Consider the following 20,388-nt stretch of genomic DNA (forward strand, 5'->3'; position numbering starts at 1 on the left):
ATATTTTATATTGCAAAGCGACAGAATGGAATAAATATTCTATATGATTTCTACCTGTCTTGGGGATGTTCGCATTGTTGTGCAGCCTCTTGCTTTGTAAACGTCGGGGGATGCAGCAATTGATCATGGCTTTGTGCCGGCCTTTGTCCGGCCAATATGCTGAAACAATTCGTACATCTCGGCGTGTGAGCTGAAAGGCCGATTGATCCGGGAGACCATATCGTGATCTGGTCTTCATTCGCGTTGTTGTCGTCTGCCCTGTCACATTTCCATTGTTCGGCTTTCTATAGGCGATTGTGAACAGCCAAGAAATTGAAAATTCATGGGTTCAATTCCTTCCATGGCCTGATGTCCGGGGCTGAAACCTTACGCCTTTCTGTGCAGGACTAAACAGCAAGTTTGTGCATGCATGGCTGATACAGGGATCATGGAACTGTCTGGGTGAGAAGGCGACAATGGCTGATCAAGCAGCAACGGAAATGGAGTTGGGAAAGCGCTATTGTTTGGTTTGTTCCGCATGTTGTGTCGCAATCCACACCAGAATGATCAGGGAAAGAGACCCGTGATTGAACTATCATGCTCGTGATTGGGGAGCCGATGCGCTATCAAACAGACGAAGCTCCACATGCAAGGACAGATTGAGAAAGGCTGGAAAATGTAACCGGGGTTTTGATGGAGGCTCAATCATGAAGTCCAGAAACGCAATGGCCAGGTTGAGCTGATCGGGAAGCGAAACCCCATGGCGTAGCTTGTGCCGGTCAACGCACGGCCCATCTTGTCTAAAGATGAGTGCACGCTGCATCAGGTTTGAGATGGGACGGCTCAGGAAGCCTGTTTGTCCCCATCCCGTGGCATTCTGTATTTGATAAGCAGCATCCAGGCGCAATAGGAGCCGATCGCGCCAAAGATAAGTGCCCAGAGATCTTCCCCATTTGAGAATTCGAACATGGCCCAGGCGAAAATGGCAAGCACAATGGCAACCCTGACCCAGAGTGGTCGGAAAAACGGATGGTCGGTTTCAAGTATGCGCATGAGTGGTGCCTGCATTCTTCGGTTGAGGCTGACTGTGCCCATTTCTGCAGCGAGGATGGGCATCGTCTGACCCCAACCGTATCATGCATGTCATGGTTATGCATGAAACGGTCAAGGTAAAGGCTATCGCTTTCATGGCCTGAAAGCTTTTTGATGGCAATGCACGGCAGATTATGCCTTGTCAGACCGTTCCGCCGAGCGAGCCTTCGAGGGCGGCAAGTTCCTGGCCGCCAGCCATCATGTCCTGCAGTTCCTCGGCCTTGATCTCGCCACGCTTGGCGGTGCCGAGTGTGCGGCCACGGTTCAGCACGGTGAAGCGGTCTCCGACTGCAAGTGCATGGCGGACATTGTGGGTGATGAAGACTATGCCGATGCCATTCTTGCGCACCTTGTCGATGGTGGCGAGCACATTGGCGGTCTGACGCACGCCAAGCGCCGATGTCGGCTCATCCAGGATCAGCACTTTCGCACCGAAATAAACTGCACGGGCAATGGCAACGGTCTGACGTTCCCCGCCCGAGAGCGTGCCGACTGCCTGATCGGGCGAGCGCAGGCGGATGCCCATTTTCGCCATTTCCTGCATGGTGATGGCATTGGCATGCTTGAAGTCGAACAGCTCGAACGGACCGAATTTTTTGGTCGGCTCACGTCCCATCCAGAAATTGCGCGTCACTGACATCAGCGGGATCATCGCCAGATCCTGATAGACCGTGGCGACGCCCGCTGCCATCGCGTCACGCGGGCTTGAGAAGGTGACTTCCCTGCCTTCGACCAGAATCTTGCCGCGGGTTGGCTTGTGCACGCCGGACATGGTCTTGATGAAGGTGGACTTGCCTGCACCATTATCGCCGAGGAGACAGTGGCATTCGCCGGGCAGGACAGAGACCGATACACCTGCCAGTGCAATGACCGGGCCAAAATGCTTTTCGATATCAATCAGTTCGATCAGAGGTGTGGTCATATCACCGTTCTCCCGTAATCATGCGGCGGATATAGGTGTTGAGAATGACCGCCAACAACAGAATGACGCCAAGGAACACGCGGAACAGCGAGCTTTCGACCCCGGCAAAGAACAGGCCCTGTTGCACGACGCCGAAGATCAGCGCACCAAGGGCTGCACCGATGACCGAACCATAGCCACCCGTCAGCAAGGCGCCGCCGATGACCACCGAAATGATGGCCTCGAATTCCTTGAGCAGGCCACGGTCTGCCGCAGCCGAGCCGAATTCCATCACCTGACATGTGGCAAGGATGGTGGCGCAGAAGGCGGAGAACATGAACATCAGGATTTTGACCCTGTTCACTGGTACGCCGACATAGCGTGCGGCCTGCGCGTCACCACCGGAGGCGAAGATCCAGTTGCCGAAGCGTGTGCGGGTGAGAAGAATATGCGCGAAAGCGGTAAGACCCAGTGCCCAGACGATCAGCATGGGTATGCCGTCGATCACTGGCTGGCCTGCCCGGGCGCCGGCGACATATTTGTCAATCAGGCCGATATCGGCAAGCCAGGTAAAGAGAGAGCCAAGAATCTTTCCGCCGAACAGCCAGGCAACAGGGTCGCCTTGAGCAACTTCCGCAACGCCGCCGATAATGGTTTGACGGGTCGTGGCGATGGCGCCGAAAATCGTAAGGCCGCGCAGGATGAAAAGAAAGGCAAGCGTGACAATGAATGATGGCAGGCCGGTCTTGATGACGAGATAGCCATTGAGCGCGCCGATCGCAAGCGCGATGGCAAAGGCAACAAGGATTGCAAACCAGACCGGATAGCCCCAGGTCACCGACATGCATGCAATGACAATGCCGGTAAAGCCGATCATTGAACCGACAGACAGGTCGAATTCTCCAGCGATCATCAAAAGGCACGCGCCGACAGCAATAATGACAAACTGGGCCGACACAACCGACCAGTTCATGATGCCCTGAGGCGCGAACATGCCGGTGCCTCTGGCAACGATCAGGAAGAATGTGAAAACGAGGATTGTGCCGCAGATGGCGCCGAGTTCAGGGCGGATCAGGGCCTTGCGCCAAGCCGGCATCTCTTTGATGCGTTCGTCTTTGACCAGTTCGATGACGCTTGCAGCGTCATTCTGCTGGGGCTCTGGCTGGATGTGTGTCATCCGTGATCTCCAAATGTCCTGGCATACGCCGCCCTTGCGGCGTGCGCGTACCGTGCTGGTTGCGGGATTTGGATGGGGGAGGGGGCTGGCCATCACTCCCCCTGTTCGCGTTTACCGGTATTCGCCGGCAAACTTTTCAACGAGTGCGATATTGTCCTTGGTCACGAAGCCTGGACCCGAGTTGATCGAGTTGCCCGGTACCACGCCATAGCGTGCGTAGTTGGTCAGGATGACCACGGGGAGGTAGCCCTGGAGATAGGGCTGCTGGTCGATGGCGAAGGTGATCACACCGCTCTTGATGGCCTTTGCGATTTCAGGGGACAGGTCGAACGTGCCGAAATGGATAGTGCCTGCCTTGCCGGCCTCGGTGAGTGCGGCGATTGTCGGTTCAGCCGAGTTCGGACCCAGCGTCAGGATGCCGTTGGTATCCGGATTGGTCTGGAGATAGGCCAGCACCTTCGACTTGATTTCCGCCGGATCCAGACCCGAATCGATCATCTGGCTGCCGAGCTCGACACCGAGCGCGTCGGCATAGCCCTGGCAGCGTTCAACCGAAGCCGGGTTGGTGATGTAGTGGTTGACGCAGAGGAATTTGGTGACGCCGGCAGCCTTCGCCTTCTGGCCTGCACCGAAGCCCGCATCACGCTCCGGCTGGCCGACATGCATCAGGGCGCCGATTTTCTTCGACTGCTCTTCGGTGCCTGAGTTGATGGTGATGACAGGAATACCCTGAGCGACCGCATTGCTCAGCGGGCCGGACAGGACGTCGAAGTCGGCAATGGTTGCGATAATGCCATCTGGTTTGGAAGCGGTGGCTTGTTCAATGATGCGGGCCATGTCGGCTAGGTCGCCAGTCGGCGGATTGCGATATTCCACCGTCACGTTCATCTGCTTGCCGGCAACATTGATGGCATTCTTGATCGTGTTCCACCAGCTGTCGCTGTCCGGTGCATGGCTGACAAGTACAAACCGTTCACCATCTGCTGCAGCGGGGGCGGCAATGCCGACGAACATGGCGAAAGATGCCGCCAGTGTCAAAATGGTCTTCTTCATCTGTTCCTCCCTTGAGTGGCTCAAAAGATATTCTGCGCTCTATCCTCCGGCAGAATGCCTTTATGGAATTTATATTCCATTATTTGATAAAATCAACGATAATGTTCCAAAATTTGATGATCGCGCTCTTGCTCCCAACTTCTTTGAGAGGGCAAGAAGGCTTCATCCACATATGCACAGGCTGAAATTGCGGTCTTGAACACGAAACAGGCAGTTTCTCTGTGACCTTGCCGGTGGAGGGGGAACCACGCCGTTATGGAAAGAGTCATGGCAGAAGGTCCAGCAGGGGGGGCGGTGTTGACGTGTTGTGCATGAGCGGCCAGCACGGACAGGTCTGACAGCAGCTGATGGTTCCAGTTGGAACAAGCGCCCTTGACACGATCCATTTTCTCTGATTTTGGAATAATTATTCCGTTTTGGGGCAGTTGGAGTCGCCTCGATCCAGTACAGACAACGGAATTTGAGGGAGGACAGCGTGAGCATCAGATTAGCACTTCTCGGCGCCGGCCGTATCGGCCGCGTTCATGCGGCAGCCATTACGGCTGATCCGGATGCGTCATTGGTGGCGGTGGCTGATCCATTCAGGGAAGCGGCAGAAGCCGTCATAGCCCGTTTTGGCGGCACGCTTCGCAGCATTGATGAGATCGAGCAGGCAGAAGATATCGACGCTGTCATCATCTGCACTCCGACTGACACCCATGCGGATCTGATTGAGCGTTTTGCCCGTGCCGGCAAGGCGATCTTTTGTGAAAAGCCGGTTGATCTTTCGATCGCGCGCGTGCGCCAATGCCTCAAGACGGTCGAAGAGACGGGTGCGACGCTGATGATTGGCTTCAATCGCCGGTTTGATCCGCATTTCCGCGCCGTGCGCAAGGCCATTGATGATGGCAAGATCGGCGATGTCGAGATGGTGCAGATCGTCTCTCGCGATCCTGGCCCGCCGCCGGCAAATTATATCACCGTCTCGGGCGGCATTTTCCGCGACATGACAATCCATGATTTCGACATGGCGCGTTTCCTGCTGGGCGAAGAGCCGGATACGGTCTTTGCCACGGCTTCGGTGCTGGTCGATGCAGAGATCGGTCGTCTTGGCGATTTCGACAGCGCTTCTGTGACGTTGACAACGGCTTCAGGCAAGCATTGCACCATTTCCAATTCACGTCGCGCTGTTTATGGCTATGACCAGCGGATTGAAGTGCATGGCTCAAGGGGAGCTGTATCGGCCGAAAACCAGCGCCCGGTCTCGATTGAAATTGCTACTGCCGAAGGTTATTTGCGTCCGCCTCTGCATGATTTCTTCATGACACGCTATACGGCTGCCTATGCGGCTGAAATTGCCGCCTTCATCGCCGCGGTTAAGGAGAAAAGGAAGCCAGATCCGTCCGGTGCGGATGGGCTTGCGGCCCTGCTTCTGGCGGAAGCAGCAATCAAGTCGATTGCCGAGCGCCGTGCCATTCGTCTTTCCGAGATAGAGGGCTGAACATGAGCACTATCGGTATCGGTCTGATTGGCACTGGTTTCATGGGCAAGTGCCATGCGCTGGCCTATGGCGCGGCAAAGGCAGTCTTTGGCGACATTCCAACACCGCGCCTTGAGCTTCTTTGCGAAACGCCGGCCGACAAGGCGGCAACGATGGCGGAGCAGTTCGGCTTTGCCCGATCGACCGATGACTGGCATGTGCTGATCAATGATCCTGCGGTTGATATTGTCTGCGTGACGACGCCCAACAAGCTGCATGCCGAGATCGCGATTGCCGCCCTTGCGGCAGGCAAGCATGTCCATTGCGAAAAGCCGATGGCTCTGACGCTGGACGAAGCCGAGGCAATGGCGCGGGCCGCAGAAGCAGCGAAGGGCAAGACGATTGTTGGCTACAATTATATCCGCAATCCGGCCTTCCAGCATGCGCGCAGGCTGATTGCAGAAGGCGCGATTGGCCGGGTCATTCATTTTCGCGGTTTTGTGGATGAAGACTATCAGGCTGATCCTGATCTGCCCTGGACATGGCGGGCGACCAAGGCTGAAGCCGGTCTTGGCGCTCTCGGTGATCTCGGGTGTCACATGATCAGCATGGCGGTGGAGCTGATGGGGCCAATCCGCAGCGTGATTGGCGATATCCGCACCGTGCATGCCATGCGGCCTTCCCCTGATGACGGAACGCACAAGCCGGTTGAGAATGAGGATATAGCCTCGGCTATAGTCGAGTTTGCCAATGGCGTGCAGGGACTGTTCTCCACCTCGCGGTCGGCCTGGGGACGCAAGAACCGTATGGCCGTCGAGGTGCATGGTGCGCAGGGTATGATCTGCTTTGATCAGGAGCGGATGAACGAATTGCAACTCTACCAGAATAGCGGCGACAAGGCGATGCAGGGCTTTCGCACCATCATGACCGGCCCGGTGCATGAGCCTTACGGCCATTTTGTCCCGGCCTCCGGCCATCAGCTTGGCTTCAATGATCTCAAGACCATCGAGGCGGCAGCTTTCCTGCGAGCGATTGCAGGCGGAGCGGAGGCCTATCCGTCATTCCAGCAGGCGCTGCAATTTGAACGGGTCATACATGCCATTGCCACATCCGATGGACAGCGTGTCATGCTCTGACGCCTTGTTCGTGGACAGACAAGACATTGCTTAACTTAACAAGTTAATCAATGTCTTGGGCGGGTTTTGCCTGATCGCAGTTCCAGGAAAAGTGGGCACCGGTTTTCCGTCTGGAACTGCGAAACATGACCCAGCAGTTTCGGGGAAAATGGACGCCGATTTCCGTCGGGAACTGTGAAATAGCAACATGTTGAGGGTAATCGGCGGTTCCGTGAAAATCTGAACTGCTTTAATGGTGGCGATGCGGCATGGACGTTCGTATAGCCTATTCTGTTGTTGCCATGGTCCAGTTCCTGATGCGTGCAACGGCTTCTTCAAGCGTATCGGCCTGTTTTGCAAAGCAGAAGCGCACATGGCTGATGACATCCCGGTTTTCATAGAAAAATGACATGGGAATGGTGGCAACGCCTGCCTCACGCGTCATGCGCTGGCTGAAGGCGAAGTCGTCTTCTTCGAATGGATTGTCGCCAATATCTGCCAGGGCGAAATAGGTCGCGGCCACATTTGCCACTTTGAGCCCGGCATTGCGCAGCCCGTCAAGCAACAGGTCGCGCCGGGCCTGAAGATTGTTGCGAAGGCCTTCGAAATAGCTGTCCGGAAAACGCAATCCCGCGGCGACGGCTGCCTGCAGGGCAGGCGGGGTTGAGAAATTGACATATTGATGCGCGCGCATGATGGGGGCAAGCAGGCGCTTGTCGGCAGTGACATAGCCAACCTTCCAGCCGGTCAGCGAGAAAGATTTGCCCGCCGATCCGATCCGCACGACGCGGTCGCGGATTTCCGGCAAGGACAGCAGCGATATATGACACATGCCATCAAAAACCAGATGGTCATAGACTTCGTCAGCAATGGCAATCAGGTCGTGCTCCAGCATCAGATCTGCAATGAAGCGGAGTTCTTCCAGCGTGAAGACCTTGCCAGTCGGGTTCATGGGATTGTTGAGGACGATGGCGCGCGTCTTGTTGCTGATGACATCGCGCATTGCGTCAAAGGGCAGATGCCAATGGGGTGGCCGCAAACGCACCGTCACAGGCAGCGCACCAGCGCGCCGGATGATGGGCGCATAGGAGTCATAGGCGGGTTCGATGATGATGACTTCATCGCCTTGCTGAAGCAGGGCAAACAGACTGTCTGCCAGTGCTTCAGTGGCGCCTGATGTGATCAGGACTTCCTGCTCCCAGTCGATTTCAAGGCCAAAGAAACGCCGTGCATTTTCTGCTACCGCCTGTCGCAGCGTGGGTAGCCCCATCATGGAGGGGTATTGATGCGGGCCATCTGCCAGTGCCTGTCTGGCCGCCTCAATCATTTCCTGTGGTTCAAGCGCTTCCGGAAATCCCTGTCCCAGATTGATGGCCTTGCACTCTGTGGCAAGCCTCGACATGACTTCAAAGATCGACGTGCCTATGTCTTCAAAGACCGGGTGTGCCATCGCATTCCTCTTGTTTGTTGATTGAGCTGCGCTTCAGCGCACCTTGTATTTCATTACAGCCTCGTAAAGCGACGCGCCCTCATCCATGAATGCCTGCATTTCCTTTTCGATCCGCAACAGTTCTGCTGATTTTTTCGCAATGTCTTCAGCATGTTCCGGTGGGATGACGATTACACCATCGCGGTCGCCGAGAATGATGTCCTCAGGGCGGACATAGACGCCGCCGCAGATGACCGGCTCATTGGCAATGGTCGTGGCAAAACGATGCTGGCCAGCACGCACTGATGCACCTTGCGCGAAAACCGTAAGCCCATAACCCTCCATTTCTTCCACATCGCGCAACGCGCCATCCGTCACCATGCCGACAGCGCCAAGATGGCTGGCACGATGTGCCATGTTGCCACCCCAATTTGCATTGCTGGCAATGCCCTGCGTGGCAATGACAATGACCGAGCCGGCTTTGCAGCCATCAATGACCTGCTGGATGGCAAATCCATAGTCGCCGGCCATTTCCGCCTGGCCGGCATTGCTGGTGATGGGGGTGCGTCCAATGGTGCGGGCACGCCCCAGAAGCTTGGAGCCGGTGACAAGCCGTACGATTGGATCCATGGCACTGTCCTTGAGGCCAAGTGCATACATGGCATCTGAAACCGTGGCGGGCTGAAATGGAGCAAAGGCAGCTGCTACAGGATCATCCTTGAGTGTCTGAAGAATCCGTGTGCCCATGCGAGCCTCCTGAACTGTTATCGGAAAGGATGGTAAAGGGGTGAGTTTCATCCCTTCAGGGCCATTCATGGCTTAGCTTCCCTGTGTTTCGGTGATCGGGCCGGTAAACACGTCTTTCCAGCTTTCCGGTGCCTGTTTCAGGTCGCCAAGCTCAACCATGAGTTCTGCCACCTTCATCAAACCATTGGGCACAGTGGCATAGTCATCGCGCACCGCGGTGATGACTGCTTCCAGCTCTTGTTGCGACAGCGGCGATTTTTCCGCAGCCATATAGAGTTTTGTTGCCTCTTTCGGGTCATCAAGGATGAGCTTGTTTGCGCGGTTGAGTGTCTCGATGATGACGGCCGGAATGTCGGGATTCTTGTTGTAAACCGGCTCAATGGCGCCAATAAAGGCATTGGTGGTGGCAGGATCGGCAAATTCGCGCGAGGTGGTGAGAAGATGCACACGCGGGGATTTGGCGACGAATTCCGAATAGGGCGAAATGCCCATATAGACCTGAATGGAGTCTGTCTTGGTGAGTGCGCTGACCGCTTCCGCATGCGGCAGGAGCACAAGCTGATTGTCAAAACGATGCGCCTGATCCTTGCCGAAATAATGCTGGGCGGCAAGCTTCACATAAAGCGCCTGTGCGCTCTTGGGGCCCTGTACGGCGATCTTGTCATCCGGGCCGATGTCGGCAAAGCTCTTGATGCGGTCCGTATTGGAAAAGACAGAGAATTTACCTTTCCAATAGGCAGAAATGCCACGGAAATTCACATTGTCGCGGGTCTTGGCCCAGGTGTTGAGTAGCGCCTGATTGCCCATGGTGCCGAACTGCACTTCCTGGCTCAAGATGGCGTCAATCAACAGCGTGGCAACATTGATGCGGCGGATATTGAAACTGGCATCCGAAACGCCCAGTTCCTTTGCCGTCTTGTTGAAGAGATCAAGCTGTTCCGCCACGCAATAGGGCAGAAAAGGCAGGCCGGGATTGATGCCGATCGTGATGTCGCGCGTTGCAGCCAGCGCCGGCATGCCGAGCCCTGCAGAAAGCAGGGCGCCAGTACTTGTGGCAAGAAAACCACGCCGGTTCATTCTGAAAGCTTGTGTCATGATCATCTCCTGGAAATCAGCTTTGCGCTTCAGCGGAAAAGGGTTGCGGCGAGCCAAGCTTGCCGGGATTCATGATGCCATTCGGGTCAAAGGCCTGTTTGAGTGCGATCATGCTGTCGAGCGCCGGCCCATGCTCAAGATGCAGGAATTTGAGTTTGCCAAGGCCGACACCATGCTCGCCGCTTGCCGTACCGCCGCTCTTGAGAGCGCGTTCGACAACCCGTGCGGCAAGGCGTTCCGCCTCGCGGATTTCGTGCTCGACACCGGGCATGACCAGATAATTGACGTGGAAATTGCCGTCGCCGACATGGCCATTGATCTTGGTGCGCAGGAATGACTGGTCCGCATCCGCGCGTGCGGCGAGAATATTGTCTGCCAGCGCGGAAATCGGCACACAGGCATCCGTCACAAAATTGGCCGAGCCCGGACGCAAGGCGCGCGTTGCATGGCTGGAATCATGTCTGGCCTGCCAGAGGCGCTGGCGCTCATCCGGATGTGTTGCCCAGACAAAGCCGGCGCTGCCATTTTCATGGGCGATTTGCTCGACAATTTCGGCCTGCTCCCTGATGCCTGCTTCCGTTCCATGAAACTCAAGGAAGAGTGTTGGAGCAACTTTGAGGTTGAGTTTTGAGTAATTGTTGGCCGCTTCAATGGCGACTTCGTCCAGAAACTCGATCCTCGCCATCGGTACACCGGATTGCATGGTGGCGATCACGGTATCAACTGCTCCCTTGAGTGAGGTAAAGGTGCAGACGGCAGATGAAATTGCAGCCGGAATCGGATGCAGGCGCACCGTGACTTCCGTGATGATGCCAAGCGTTCCTTCAGAGCCGACAAAGAGTTTGGTGAGATCATAGCCGGTGGAAGACTTGCGGGCACGGGTGCCTGTGCGGATGACCTTGCCATCCGGCAGAACGACTTCCAACGCCAGGACATTTTCCCGCATTGTGCCATAGCGAACGGCATTGGTGCCGGAGGCGCGGGTGGAGGCCATGCCGCCGATGGAAGCATCTGCCCCCGGATCAACCGGAAAGGTCAGCCCCGTTGCCCGTAAATGTTCATTGAGCTGCTTGCGGCGCACACCCGGCTGCACCACGGCATCAAAGTCTTCCTCATGCACGGCCAGGATCCTTGACATGCCAGAAAGATCAAAGGAAATGCCGCCATGTGGGGCATGGGTCTGGCCTTCGATCGAAGTGCCCGTGCCATAGGGGATGACCGGGGTGCGGTTCCGGTTGCAGATGGCGAGAGCCTGGCTTACTTCCGCAGTGCTTTCCGCAAAGAAAACTGCATCCGGCAACATGGCCGGAATATAGGACAGGTCATCGCCATGATGCCGGCGCACGGCCTCGGCACGTGAAACGCGTGCACCAAACAGGGCTTCCAGCTCACTAATCGTCTTTTCGATATTCGCCATGCTCTTGCCAGTCCTTGCCGTCTAGAGACGGAAGGAGATGCCTTTCCGTTCCATCACTGCGTTGAGGTTCAGCATGTCCCAGGTCGTATTGCCTTGAAGCAGGGCGGCACGGAAACGCTCTTCCTTCCTTTCGCGCTCGGCCGAAGTCTCTGCCGTTTCGGCAATCAGCGCCCTGGGAATGACAACGACACCATCATCATCGCCGATGATGAGATCGCCCGGCGAAACCAGTTCACCACCCACGACGACAGGCTGATTGAGTTGCCCCAGCGTTTCCTTGACCGCCCCCTTGATCGAAATGGAGCGACTGAAGACCGGAAAGCCGAGCCTGCTGATTTCACTGGAGTCACGCACGCCGCCATCGACAACCAGGCCGGCAATGCCCTTGCCTTTGGCCGCACTGGCCATGACATCGCCAAACAGGCCCTGTTCGGTGAAACCGGCTGCGGCACAGACGATCACGTCTCCGGGTCTGGCCAGTTTGAGGGCTGCATGCAGGGTGAGATTGTCACCCGGCGGGCAGGCGCAGGTAAAGGCAGGCCCCAGCACGCGCATGCCGTGGCGGATTGGCTTGATGGCAGAATCAAGGGCGCCCTTGCGCCCCATGGCCTCATGGGCCGTTGCCGCGGTTACGGTCCTGTAACGAGCCAGCAATGCGTCCGTCAGAGTAAAGTCGCTCATTTGAGTGCTCCGTATTTAGCGGGTGACGTTGGCAACGCCCCAAACGTAGTTCTTGCGTGGAAATTCTTCCCAATACTGTCGCATGTCCTTGTGCGGGAAATCCTTGTAGGGACGGCGCTGCAGGGCATCGATATCGATGTCGACGCCAAGGCCCGGCGCGGTTGGAAGATCAACCCAGCCCGCTTCCATGGTAAGACCCGGAGCGGCAATTTCCGCACAGGCGTCAGACAGGTTGATGAAACACTCCGCAATCAGGAAATTTGGGATGAGGGCAGACAGATGCACTGTCGCGGCAAGGCCGATGACCGGGCTGTTATAGTTGTGCGGGCTGATGGCAACGGCATGCGGATGAGCAAGGGCTGCGATGTCGAGCATCTGCAGAATCCCGCCGACGGCGCAGACATCCGGGTTCAGGATATCGGCCGCGCGCTTTTCAAGGACCTGCGCAAATTGTTCCTTGGTATAGAGCGTTTCGCCGGTAACGACTGGAGTTGAAATTGCGTGGCGGACTTCTGCCACAAGATCAATATTGTCGGAAAGGCAGGGCTCCTCATAGCAGAAAATATTGAACTCTTCGAGCCGGCGCGCAACCCGTGTTGCATGATGGGGCGCGACACGGCGATGGGCATCGATGAGCAGATCCATCTCCGGTCCTACGGCCTCACGCACGGCACGGACATTCTCGACGGCATAATCTTCTTCTTCGCGTGTAATGAATGTGCGCCATGGGCCTGGGAAAGGATCCCACTTCAAGGCGGTAAAGCCCATTTCCTTGACCTTCAGCGCGCGCTCAACCGTCTGCTCGATATTGGTGACGCCATACCACCAGCCATTGGCATAGATGCGAACCTTTTCACGCACGGGACCGCCGAGGAGATTATAGACCGGCTGTCCGGACAGCTTGCCGACAATGTCCCAAAGGGCGATTTCGATGGCGCTCCATGCGCAGAGAAAATCAACCGATGTGCGGCGGATGGCGAAATCATCGAACATGATCTGCGCCATATGCCGGATCGTATAGGGGCTGCGGCCGACGAGATAGGGCGCCATGGACCTGACATATTGCTCGACGACCTTCTCTTTCTTGACGCCGACATAGGCCTCGCCCCAGCCATGGGTTCCATCCGATGTCTCGACCAGGACAAAGAGCAGGTTCTTGCCGCTGCCGGGATGGAACAGGAAAGTTTCAATAGACTTTATTTTTATCATCTTGTCCTCATGACTTCAGCCGGTTGATGGGGATGTCGGCGCTCAAAAATTGACTGCGACACCCTTGGCCTTGAGAAAGCCGCCGAGATTGTTGAAGTCCCAGGGCATCTGTCCGGTCCCGATGGCGGCGATGATCCTGTCTTCGATTGCAGCGCGTCTGTGGCAGGCTTCGAGTACGGTTGCAGCCGTCTCAATCGGCACCACGACAACGCCATCGGCATCGCCAATGATGAGGTCGCCGGGGCGAACGAGAACGCCGCCAAGTACAACCGGCTGATTGAGTGGGCCGAGCACTTCCTTGACTGTGCCCTTCATGCAGACATTGGCAGCAAAGACAGGAAAGCCGACCGCGATAATGGTGAGCCTGTCACGGACACCACCGTCCGTTACCAGACCCGCAAGGCCGCGTCCCTTGCCACAACTTGCCATCACGTCGCCAAACATGCCCTGTTCGGTGGCGCCCATGGCATTACAGACCAGAACATCACCGGGCTTGGCCATCTTGAGTGCGGCATGCAGCGTGAGGTTGTCGCCGGGCTCGCAGACGCAGGTGAAGGCCGGGCCCGCAATGGTGGAGTTGGGGTCGATAGGCTTGATCGATGCGGCAAGCGCGCCTGTGCGGTTTTGCGCGTCAAACACCACGGCAGAACCAAAAGCAAGGAGCGCCTTGCTTAATGCGATTGCTTCATCACGTATTGCGGATGAGGTCATCCAAGTCTCCATTGCTTCAATTTATCGTGCAGTTTCAGTATCTTGTTGTGCGGCCCCGGGAAGTTCGGCCTCAAGAATGTCAAGTGCATGATTGAGAGAGGCAGGCTGTCTCCGTCCTGCGCGTTCCGTGGCCCTGCTTTCTGCGGTTTGACGCATGAGGTTGATGATTGCATCGGTCATGATTGGTGGGATGCCGGCCTCAAGCACGAGCTCGCGCGCCATCAGCACTTCATCGGCGCGGCGGGCAGCATGCACGACATGCGACTTCAACAGGATCTCTGCCGTGGCACGGGCCGTGCGGGCGTCGAGAAAGGCACAGAAACTGTCCAGTACTTCCTGCGTAATGTCTGAGCGTTCCGCCACGACCAGGGCCTCGACATAAAGCGCCTCCAACCCCTTGGCGAGAATGCTGCGGACGAGCTTTGTGCCGGCTGCAGCACCAATTGCCGACCCCAGAATGGAAATATCCATGCCAAGCGGTGTAAAGCTTGCAGCAAATGTTTCGGCATGGGCGCCGGAAGCAATGACTGGCACCTGATGGCCGGAGGCGGGAACAGAGCCGATGATGGCCGCATCGACATAATGGGCGCCGGCGGACTCAATAGAGGCAGCAGCTTCTATCTTGTGTCTGGGGGCGGCTGAAGAAAAATCGACATAGATGGCGCCCTGCGCGAGATGGGGAGAGACCGCCCATGCTGCATTGAGTGCTTGTGCAGGCGGCACCATGGCAAAGATCCAGTTTGCGGCAGAAAATGCTGCAAGGTCAGAGACAAGCCGCGTCCCGGAAAGAGCCGCGCGTTCATGCAGCCTTTTTGCGCCCGTGCCGCCATGCACGGATGGGGCATAGGCGGCGAGTTCCTTGAGCGCGCCTGCCGCAAAGCCAGTGGCGAAGAGCGATGCCGCTTCGCCAAAGCCCAGAAACATGAGGCGGATTGGTGCATGCACGGCCATCACCATTTGTCCGGAGAGATGATGGAGGCGCTTTCCTTGGCTGAAGCGCCGGACTGCAATGCGCCAAGCAGGCTTTTTTCCTTCTCGGCGACCTGTTTGGCGCGCAACAGCACTTCTTCACAAATATCCTGCGGGACAATGATGATCCCGTCGGAATCGCCAAGGATGAGATCGCCCGCCCAGACCTGAACCCCGGCAATATCGATCTTGCCATTGAATTCGAGCAGTTCCATGCGATGTTTGCCGGTGCGGGGTGTCGCGCCGCGCGCCCAGACAGGCAGTCCCATGCGCCGCATATTGTCGGTGTCGCGCACGCAGCCATCAACGACCACGCCGGCAAAGCCTTTTGCGGCAACCGCTGTTGCCATGATGCCACCGATATTGGAGGCATGCGGTACGGCGCTGCCGTCGATGACCATGACGTCCCCCGGTCTTGACAGGGTTACTTCGTCAATCGCGCCAAGCTGCGGTGTGGTTTTATGAGCGACATTATGGCCGACATTGAGACGGGCTGGCCCATGCTTGACCGTTACCGCCGGGCCGACCATGCGCTGACCCGGGACAAGCGGCGCAAGCACTGTGGTTGGGATGGCGCTGTCGACGCCATATTGATCGAGAATATCGGCGATGGAGGAGGTCAGATCCGGAAGCCTCTTGTAACGCTCGATGATGTCAGCCGCAGGCCGGGGGAAGTTGACAGCCTTGATCCGGTCAACCGGAATCAGGCCGAGCAACTGGCCTTCAAATGCCTTTAGTTCTTCTGCAACGGTTGGATTAGCGCTCAAGATGGCCTCCCGCGAATGAATGGATGAATTGACTGCTCATGCGATCGGCCTCGTGAACTTGCACAAGTGTTGCGCCATCTGTGCAATCTGTGCGGCGATGAAGTCGTCACGATAGGTGGCGGCATATTGCAGCGGGCGCATCACCATGCTGGTATGCACAATTGCGAGGCTGCCATAGGACTGGAAATAGTCGCGTGGCAGATAGGAGATGCCGAGCCCTTCACGCACCAGTTCCGCCAGCGCGATCATGCTGCTGCAGGTAATGGTCTGGCGCGCTGAATAGCCATGTTCGGCAAGCGTTCTTGTCACCGTGTGATGCAGGAGCGAGCCTTCGTTGAAGGTGAGCAGCGGAAGATTGGCAATATCGCGCGGCGACAGGATGCCCTTCTGTTCAAGCTGGAAATGCTCGCTGCACATCCATGCCGATTCAAGCGGCAGGAGATCGAGTGCTGTATGCTCGCTTTGATCATCATCGGCCATTTTGGGGCAGATGATGAGATCAAGCTTGTAGTCCCTGAACTTTGCCTGAAGTTCATGGGTCATGTTGATGCTGGTCTTGAGATTGATATTGGGAAAGCGTGCGGTAATTGCGCTGATCAGTTTCGGCAACCATGTAAGCGCCACCATTTCGGTGGTGCCGAGATGGAAGGAGCCGGAATAGCCATCATCGCTTTTGGCATATTGCTCGATCTTGCTGTGCAGACTCAAGATCGCTTCAAAATGCTCAAGCAGACCGCGCCCCCGCAATGTCAGTTGTGATACCTTGTGTGAACGCTCAAACACGGCAAAGCCAAGCGCCTGTTCCAGTTCCTGAATGCGCTTCGAGATGGTGGATTGGGTCGTATTCAGCCGTTCGGCCGCTGCATGAAAGCTGCCAAGCTTGTCTACCCAATGCGCCGCTTCAATCTGCTTGATCGTAACCATGTGTTCTGCCTGACAATTCGTGCGCGCTGAAGGTTCAGTGCTGCATGCCCCAACGACGAACAGTGACAGTCTCAATGCTGCGGAAGACAATCCCTTCCACGATCAGGCCGATGATGATGACGGTGAGCAGACCGGCAAAGACATTGGCCGTTTCCAGCGCATTACGGTTCTGGAAAATGTACCAGCCGAGACCGGCCGAATTGCCGGAGACGCCAAAGACGAGTTCGGCGGCAATGAGCGTGCGCCATGCAAAGGCCCAGCCGATCTTGAGGCCCGAAAGGATCGATGGAAAAGCCGCCGGAACCAGAATGTGGAAGACAAAGGCAATGCCTGTCAGACCATAATTGCGACCAACCATGCGCTGGGTCTGGCTGACGGAAAGAAAGCCAGTGAGCGTATTGAGAGACACCGCCCACAAGACAGAATGGACGATGACGAAAATCAGGCTGGTGACTCCAAGGCCGAACCACAGGAGCGCCAGCGGCAGAATGGCGATCGCCGGCAGGGGATTGAACATCGCGGTCATCGTTGCCAGTACATCGGTGCCAATGCGGGTGCTGATGGCAAGCGAGGTGATTACGGCCGATATGGCAATGGCCACGCAATAGCCAAGCAACAGAACCTTCATCGTGCCATAGACCGCGCTCACCAGAGCGCCAGAACGCATGCCCGCCCACCATGCTGCAACCGTTTCACTGAACGAAGGAAACATGAGCATATTGTCGGCATAACGCGCATAGGCTTCCCACAGCGCGGCCATGACGATGATCACCAGCAGGCGTCGCAGCCATGTCTTTTCGCTCAGGCGATCCCACAGGTTCAGTTGCTGGGTGATGTCGCCAATGGCGCCCGGGGCGACATTCTGATGTCGGATATCGGGACGGGCAGGTACTTCAACGAAATCATTGCGCTGCGAAGCCGTGATGTCAGCCATTGGCGACCTCCTGCTGTCCGAACAACATGCTGTTGATCTGTTTGTAGAAGGCAAGGAACTCATCGCTGCCGGTATGGTTGTAAGAAAAGCGGGTGGCGTCGAGCTCGGCGATGACCTGACCGGGATGCGGCGTCATGACGACAATACGGTTTGCCAGCAATATGGCTTCCTCAATTGAGTGGGTGACGAAGATCATCGAGAAACGGATTTCGGCCCAAAGATCGAGCAGCTCCTGCTGCATGCGCAGACGCGTCAGCGCGTCAAGGGCTGCAAATGGCTCGTCCATCAACAGTACGGCCGGCTCCATCGCCAGCGCACGAGCAATCGCCACGCGCTGTTTCATGCCGCCCGAAAGAGTATGCGGATAGGCATCGACAAATTTTGACAACCCAACCTTTTCGATCGCAACGCGCGCCCTGTCTTCACGTTCACTGGCGGCAAAGCGGCCCGTTGAGCGCATGGGGAAGACAACATTCTGCAGAACCGTCTGCCACGGCAGCAGTTGGTCGAATTCCTGAAACACGATCATCCGATCCGGGCCGGGGCGGGTGATGCGTTGGCCATTGAGGCGGATTTCGCCTTCAACAGGCGTCAAGAAGCCGCCAATGCTCTTGAGCAATGTGGATTTGCCGCAGCCAGATGGCCCAAGCAGAACGAAGCGATCGTTTTCATACATGTCAAACGATACGCGATGCGTGGCGGTTACGATCTGCTGACGTGTCGCATATTGGAGCGTCACGCCATCAACGCCAAGCAGTGGCTGCGAACTGTGGTTGGTCTGCTGCATGAATATCGTTCCTGATGCATGGGCCTTGACCCAGATTGTGCAGGGCCAAGAAGGTGCCTTTGAGCTGTGGTGTGATCAGCTGCCTTCCCCCTGATTGATCGGCGGAAAGAAGACATCCTGCCATGTGGCAGGAACCGCCTTGAGTTGCCCCAGAGCGTGGATGAAGTTGGCCGTTTCAATCACGCCATTTGGAATGATGGTATATTCATGCGCATTGTTGCGGATGATCTCGATCTTCTGCTCGTCGCTGACCTTGGACGGTTCGGCGGCGAAATAGATTTCGGCCGTTTTCTCGATATTGTTGGGAATGAACGCATCCGCTTCCTGTAATGCGGCAAGGAAGGCCTTGATGGTCAGCGGATTGTCGCTGACAAACTGTTCGAGCCCCGCCGTCACACCATTGGTCATGTCCTTCGGATTGAACTCGACCGAGCTGCCGATGACATGGACATTTGGCGCGCGTGACAGCACTTCGGCAAAAGGCGAAGTGGCAAAATAGACCTGAACCGTATTGCCGGTGGTAAGCGCAGCCACGGCATCGGGATGAGGCAGGGTAACCAGCTGCTGGTCAAACCTGTTGGCATTGCCCGGTCCGAATGTTTTTTCTGCCGCGCGGCGCAGGATCACGGCTTGCGAGCTGGTCGGGCCTGGCACGGCAATCTTGTCGGTCGGGCGGATATCGGCGATGGATTTGATCGCCGGATCATTGGCATAGATGGTGTAGGTGCCTTTCCAATAGGCACTGATGCCGCCCATCCTGTAATTGTTGCGCGTTTTCTCCCAGCTGATCAGAAGTGGCTGCATGCCCATGGCGGCGATATGGACATTGCCACTCAGGACAGCTTCGGTGAGCGCAGTCGGTCCGCCCAGGCGCACGATCTCGAAATCCGTCCTGGCGCCAACCGCTTCAGCATGTTTCTTGAATAGGCCAAGCCTTTCCGCGATGATGAAGTTGAGATAGGGCAGACCATTCTGGATACCGAGAACGGTTTTGGCAGCACCCTGCGCGCGCACGATGGATGGCGCGGCGAGACTTGCGGCAACACCGGCCAGAAGCTGCAATCCCTGACGTCTTGTAAAAAGCATGCAAAACTCCTTGCGCTAACCTGTCGTGCAGGAAAGCGTCTGCGTTCGATATGATCTGTGTGCTGACCGCCGGAGCAATTCAGGTTTTACGGAACGGCTGATTGCTCCAACCTATTGTTTTATTGCAGTTCCTGACAGAAACCGGTATCACTTTCCCTGGAACTGCTTTGAAGCGGTGCTAAATTTAGTTCACGTCATTGCTCAAATTGCGGATCAATCGGAATGTTGTAGCCAATGGCCAGCCTGTTGGTTTCATTGGCAAGCGCAACGACGGCCATGAGTTCGTTGAACTGTTCTTCCGTCATGCCTGCCCTGATCGCGCCCGCACGGTGACTGGCAATACAGTAGCGACAATTATTGGTCACACTGACGGCTATATAGATGAGCTCCTTGACCAGCGGATCCAGCGCGCCAGGTGCCATCACCTCTTTCACATTGTTCCATATACGACGAAGCATTTTCTCGTCGACGGCAATATGCGTCCAGAAATTGTTGACCCGATCCACCTTCCGCAGGGTCTTGATTTCATCATAAACAGCACGCACCGCGTCTGAGGCATTCTCATAATCGATTGCACGTGACTGAGACATGGCGTTTCTTTCATCATTGTTTCTGAAAGGAACAATTACACAAGCTTTTCTGTCGTGGAAGGGGAATTATTCTGATCAATAATGATCGAAAAAACGACTTTATCTATTTCTGACAAAATGTCCGTCGTCGAATGATTTGAGACTATTTGTGTTTTTGAAGATTGGAGTTTCCGGCTCGGTTTTGGGTTTGATTTAAGCGGCTTTGGCTTGGTGGTTCAAGCGGCGTTTTCTGATCGTGTCTCGTTTGATCCTTTCGCGTTCGAGCA

General features: G+C 56.2%; 20 protein-coding genes. 2 read left to right on the forward strand and 18 right to left on the reverse strand.

Annotated features, from left to right (window positions below; genetic code table 11):
* Positions 1-822: 822 nt before the first annotated feature.
* From ACFO1V_RS14110 to ACFO1V_RS14125, 4 genes are all read right to left on the reverse strand, one after another.
* On the reverse strand, positions 823-1,032 hold the full coding sequence (locus ACFO1V_RS14110; RefSeq protein ID WP_374831206.1) for a hypothetical protein: 210 nt from the start codon (positions 1,030-1,032) through the stop codon (positions 823-825).
* A 181-nt stretch (positions 1,033-1,213) separates the two neighbouring features.
* A complete protein-coding gene (locus tag ACFO1V_RS14115) occupies positions 1,214-1,993 on the reverse strand; it encodes an ATP-binding cassette domain-containing protein (RefSeq protein WP_374831208.1) in 780 nt (259 codons plus the stop codon).
* A gap of 1 nt (position 1,994) precedes the next feature.
* On the reverse strand, positions 1,995-3,068 hold the full coding sequence (locus ACFO1V_RS14120) for an ABC transporter permease (protein WP_374831264.1): 1,074 nt from the start codon (positions 3,066-3,068) through the stop codon (positions 1,995-1,997).
* Between the two features lie 192 nt (positions 3,069-3,260).
* Positions 3,261-4,202: a sugar ABC transporter substrate-binding protein gene (locus ACFO1V_RS14125; protein ID WP_374831210.1), complete on the reverse strand. Its 942-nt coding sequence runs from the start codon at positions 4,200-4,202 to the stop codon at positions 3,261-3,263.
* Between the two features lie 475 nt (positions 4,203-4,677).
* On the opposite strand from ACFO1V_RS14125, the gene iolG reads away from it, so the two are divergent.
* Positions 4,678-5,682 carry an inositol 2-dehydrogenase gene (gene iolG / locus ACFO1V_RS14130; RefSeq protein WP_374831214.1) on the forward strand — a complete coding sequence of 335 codons (1,005 nt, stop codon included), beginning with the start codon at positions 4,678-4,680 and terminating at the stop codon, positions 5,680-5,682.
* 2 nt (positions 5,683-5,684) lie between these two features.
* Positions 5,685-6,797 (forward strand): Gfo/Idh/MocA family protein, encoded by a 1,113-nt coding sequence (locus tag ACFO1V_RS14135; RefSeq protein WP_374831216.1) that lies wholly within the window; start codon positions 5,685-5,687, stop codon positions 6,795-6,797.
* Between the two features lie 265 nt (positions 6,798-7,062).
* On the opposite strand, the gene ACFO1V_RS14140 is transcribed toward ACFO1V_RS14135, so the two are convergent.
* The 14 genes from ACFO1V_RS14140 to ACFO1V_RS14205 form a co-directional block, all read right to left on the reverse strand.
* Positions 7,063-8,226, reverse strand: coding sequence for an aminotransferase (locus tag ACFO1V_RS14140; protein WP_374831218.1), 1,164 nt, complete (start codon positions 8,224-8,226; stop codon positions 7,063-7,065).
* Positions 8,227-8,259: 33 nt separating this feature from the next.
* Positions 8,260-8,952: an RraA family protein gene (locus ACFO1V_RS14145; RefSeq protein ID WP_374831220.1), complete on the reverse strand. Its 693-nt coding sequence runs from the start codon at positions 8,950-8,952 to the stop codon at positions 8,260-8,262.
* 72 nt (positions 8,953-9,024) lie between these two features.
* A complete protein-coding gene (locus tag ACFO1V_RS14150) occupies positions 9,025-10,047 on the reverse strand; it encodes an ABC transporter substrate-binding protein (RefSeq protein WP_374831222.1) in 1,023 nt (340 codons plus the stop codon).
* Between the two features lie 16 nt (positions 10,048-10,063).
* Positions 10,064-11,464 (reverse strand): FAD-binding oxidoreductase, encoded by a 1,401-nt coding sequence (locus ACFO1V_RS14155; RefSeq protein ID WP_374831224.1) that lies wholly within the window; start codon positions 11,462-11,464, stop codon positions 10,064-10,066.
* 21 nt (positions 11,465-11,485) lie between these two features.
* Positions 11,486-12,145: a 4-carboxy-4-hydroxy-2-oxoadipate aldolase/oxaloacetate decarboxylase gene (locus tag ACFO1V_RS14160; RefSeq protein WP_374831226.1), complete on the reverse strand. Its 660-nt coding sequence runs from the start codon at positions 12,143-12,145 to the stop codon at positions 11,486-11,488.
* Between the two features lie 15 nt (positions 12,146-12,160).
* Entirely contained in the window at positions 12,161-13,354 is a 1,194-nt protein-coding gene (locus tag ACFO1V_RS14165; RefSeq protein ID WP_374831228.1) for a mandelate racemase/muconate lactonizing enzyme family protein, read from the reverse strand.
* A 42-nt stretch (positions 13,355-13,396) separates the two neighbouring features.
* Positions 13,397-14,065, reverse strand: coding sequence for a 4-carboxy-4-hydroxy-2-oxoadipate aldolase/oxaloacetate decarboxylase (locus tag ACFO1V_RS14170; protein ID WP_374831230.1), 669 nt, complete (start codon positions 14,063-14,065; stop codon positions 13,397-13,399).
* A gap of 21 nt (positions 14,066-14,086) precedes the next feature.
* Entirely contained in the window at positions 14,087-15,010 is a 924-nt protein-coding gene (locus ACFO1V_RS14175) for an NAD(P)-dependent oxidoreductase (RefSeq protein ID WP_380075109.1), read from the reverse strand.
* Between the two features lie 5 nt (positions 15,011-15,015).
* Positions 15,016-15,801 (reverse strand): RraA family protein, encoded by a 786-nt coding sequence (locus ACFO1V_RS14180; RefSeq protein WP_374831234.1) that lies wholly within the window; start codon positions 15,799-15,801, stop codon positions 15,016-15,018.
* 36 nt (positions 15,802-15,837) lie between these two features.
* Positions 15,838-16,725: a LysR family transcriptional regulator gene (locus tag ACFO1V_RS14185; RefSeq protein WP_374831236.1), complete on the reverse strand. Its 888-nt coding sequence runs from the start codon at positions 16,723-16,725 to the stop codon at positions 15,838-15,840.
* Between the two features lie 34 nt (positions 16,726-16,759).
* The gene (locus ACFO1V_RS14190; protein ID WP_374831238.1) at positions 16,760-17,659 is read right to left on the reverse strand and encodes an ABC transporter permease; all 900 of its coding nucleotides are present in this window, start codon (positions 17,657-17,659) and stop codon (positions 16,760-16,762) included.
* Complete coding sequence (locus ACFO1V_RS14195; RefSeq protein ID WP_374831240.1) at positions 17,652-18,446, reverse strand: ABC transporter ATP-binding protein; 795 nt, start codon at positions 18,444-18,446, stop codon at positions 17,652-17,654. Before ACFO1V_RS14195 ends, ACFO1V_RS14190 begins: the two co-directional genes overlap by 8 nt.
* A 75-nt stretch (positions 18,447-18,521) precedes the next feature.
* Positions 18,522-19,532, reverse strand: coding sequence for an ABC transporter substrate-binding protein (locus ACFO1V_RS14200; protein ID WP_374831242.1), 1,011 nt, complete (start codon positions 19,530-19,532; stop codon positions 18,522-18,524).
* Between the two features lie 194 nt (positions 19,533-19,726).
* Entirely contained in the window at positions 19,727-20,122 is a 396-nt protein-coding gene (locus ACFO1V_RS14205) for a carboxymuconolactone decarboxylase family protein (RefSeq protein WP_374831244.1), read from the reverse strand.
* Positions 20,123-20,388 lie beyond the last annotated feature (266 nt).

It is taken from the genome of Daeguia caeni (assembly GCF_042653845.1).
Lineage (GTDB): Bacteria > Pseudomonadota > Alphaproteobacteria > Rhizobiales > Rhizobiaceae > Brucella > Brucella caeni.

Bases quoted from the DNA above. Each gene is read 5' to 3' on its own strand.
- ACFO1V_RS14110 (WP_374831206.1), bottom strand. From the start codon at position 1,032: ATGCGCATACTTGAAACCGACCATCCGTTTTTCCGACCACTCTGGGTC.
- ACFO1V_RS14115 (WP_374831208.1), bottom strand. From the start codon at position 1,993: ATGACCACACCTCTGATCGAACTGATTGATATCGAAAAGCATTTTGGC.
- ACFO1V_RS14120 (WP_374831264.1), bottom strand. From the start codon at position 3,068: ATGCCGGCTTGGCGCAAGGCCCTGATCCGCCCTGAACTCGGCGCCATC.
- ACFO1V_RS14125 (WP_374831210.1), bottom strand. From the start codon at position 4,202: ATGAAGAAGACCATTTTGACACTGGCGGCATCTTTCGCCATGTTCGTC.
- ACFO1V_RS14135 (WP_374831216.1), top strand. From the start codon at position 5,685: ATGAGCACTATCGGTATCGGTCTGATTGGCACTGGTTTCATGGGCAAG.
- ACFO1V_RS14140 (WP_374831218.1), bottom strand. From the start codon at position 8,226: ATGGCACACCCGGTCTTTGAAGACATAGGCACGTCGATCTTTGAAGTC.
- ACFO1V_RS14145 (WP_374831220.1), bottom strand. From the start codon at position 8,952: ATGGGCACACGGATTCTTCAGACACTCAAGGATGATCCTGTAGCAGCT.
- ACFO1V_RS14150 (WP_374831222.1), bottom strand. From the start codon at position 10,047: ATGACACAAGCTTTCAGAATGAACCGGCGTGGTTTTCTTGCCACAAGT.
- ACFO1V_RS14155 (WP_374831224.1), bottom strand. From the start codon at position 11,464: ATGGCGAATATCGAAAAGACGATTAGTGAGCTGGAAGCCCTGTTTGGT.
- ACFO1V_RS14160 (WP_374831226.1), bottom strand. From the start codon at position 12,145: ATGAGCGACTTTACTCTGACGGACGCATTGCTGGCTCGTTACAGGACC.
- ACFO1V_RS14165 (WP_374831228.1), bottom strand. From the start codon at position 13,354: ATGATAAAAATAAAGTCTATTGAAACTTTCCTGTTCCATCCCGGCAGC.
- ACFO1V_RS14170 (WP_374831230.1), bottom strand. From the start codon at position 14,065: ATGACCTCATCCGCAATACGTGATGAAGCAATCGCATTAAGCAAGGCG.
- ACFO1V_RS14185 (WP_374831236.1), bottom strand. From the start codon at position 16,725: ATGGTTACGATCAAGCAGATTGAAGCGGCGCATTGGGTAGACAAGCTT.
- ACFO1V_RS14190 (WP_374831238.1), bottom strand. From the start codon at position 17,659: ATGGCTGACATCACGGCTTCGCAGCGCAATGATTTCGTTGAAGTACCT.
- ACFO1V_RS14195 (WP_374831240.1), bottom strand. From the start codon at position 18,446: ATGCAGCAGACCAACCACAGTTCGCAGCCACTGCTTGGCGTTGATGGC.
- ACFO1V_RS14200 (WP_374831242.1), bottom strand. From the start codon at position 19,532: ATGCTTTTTACAAGACGTCAGGGATTGCAGCTTCTGGCCGGTGTTGCC.
- ACFO1V_RS14205 (WP_374831244.1), bottom strand. From the start codon at position 20,122: ATGTCTCAGTCACGTGCAATCGATTATGAGAATGCCTCAGACGCGGTG.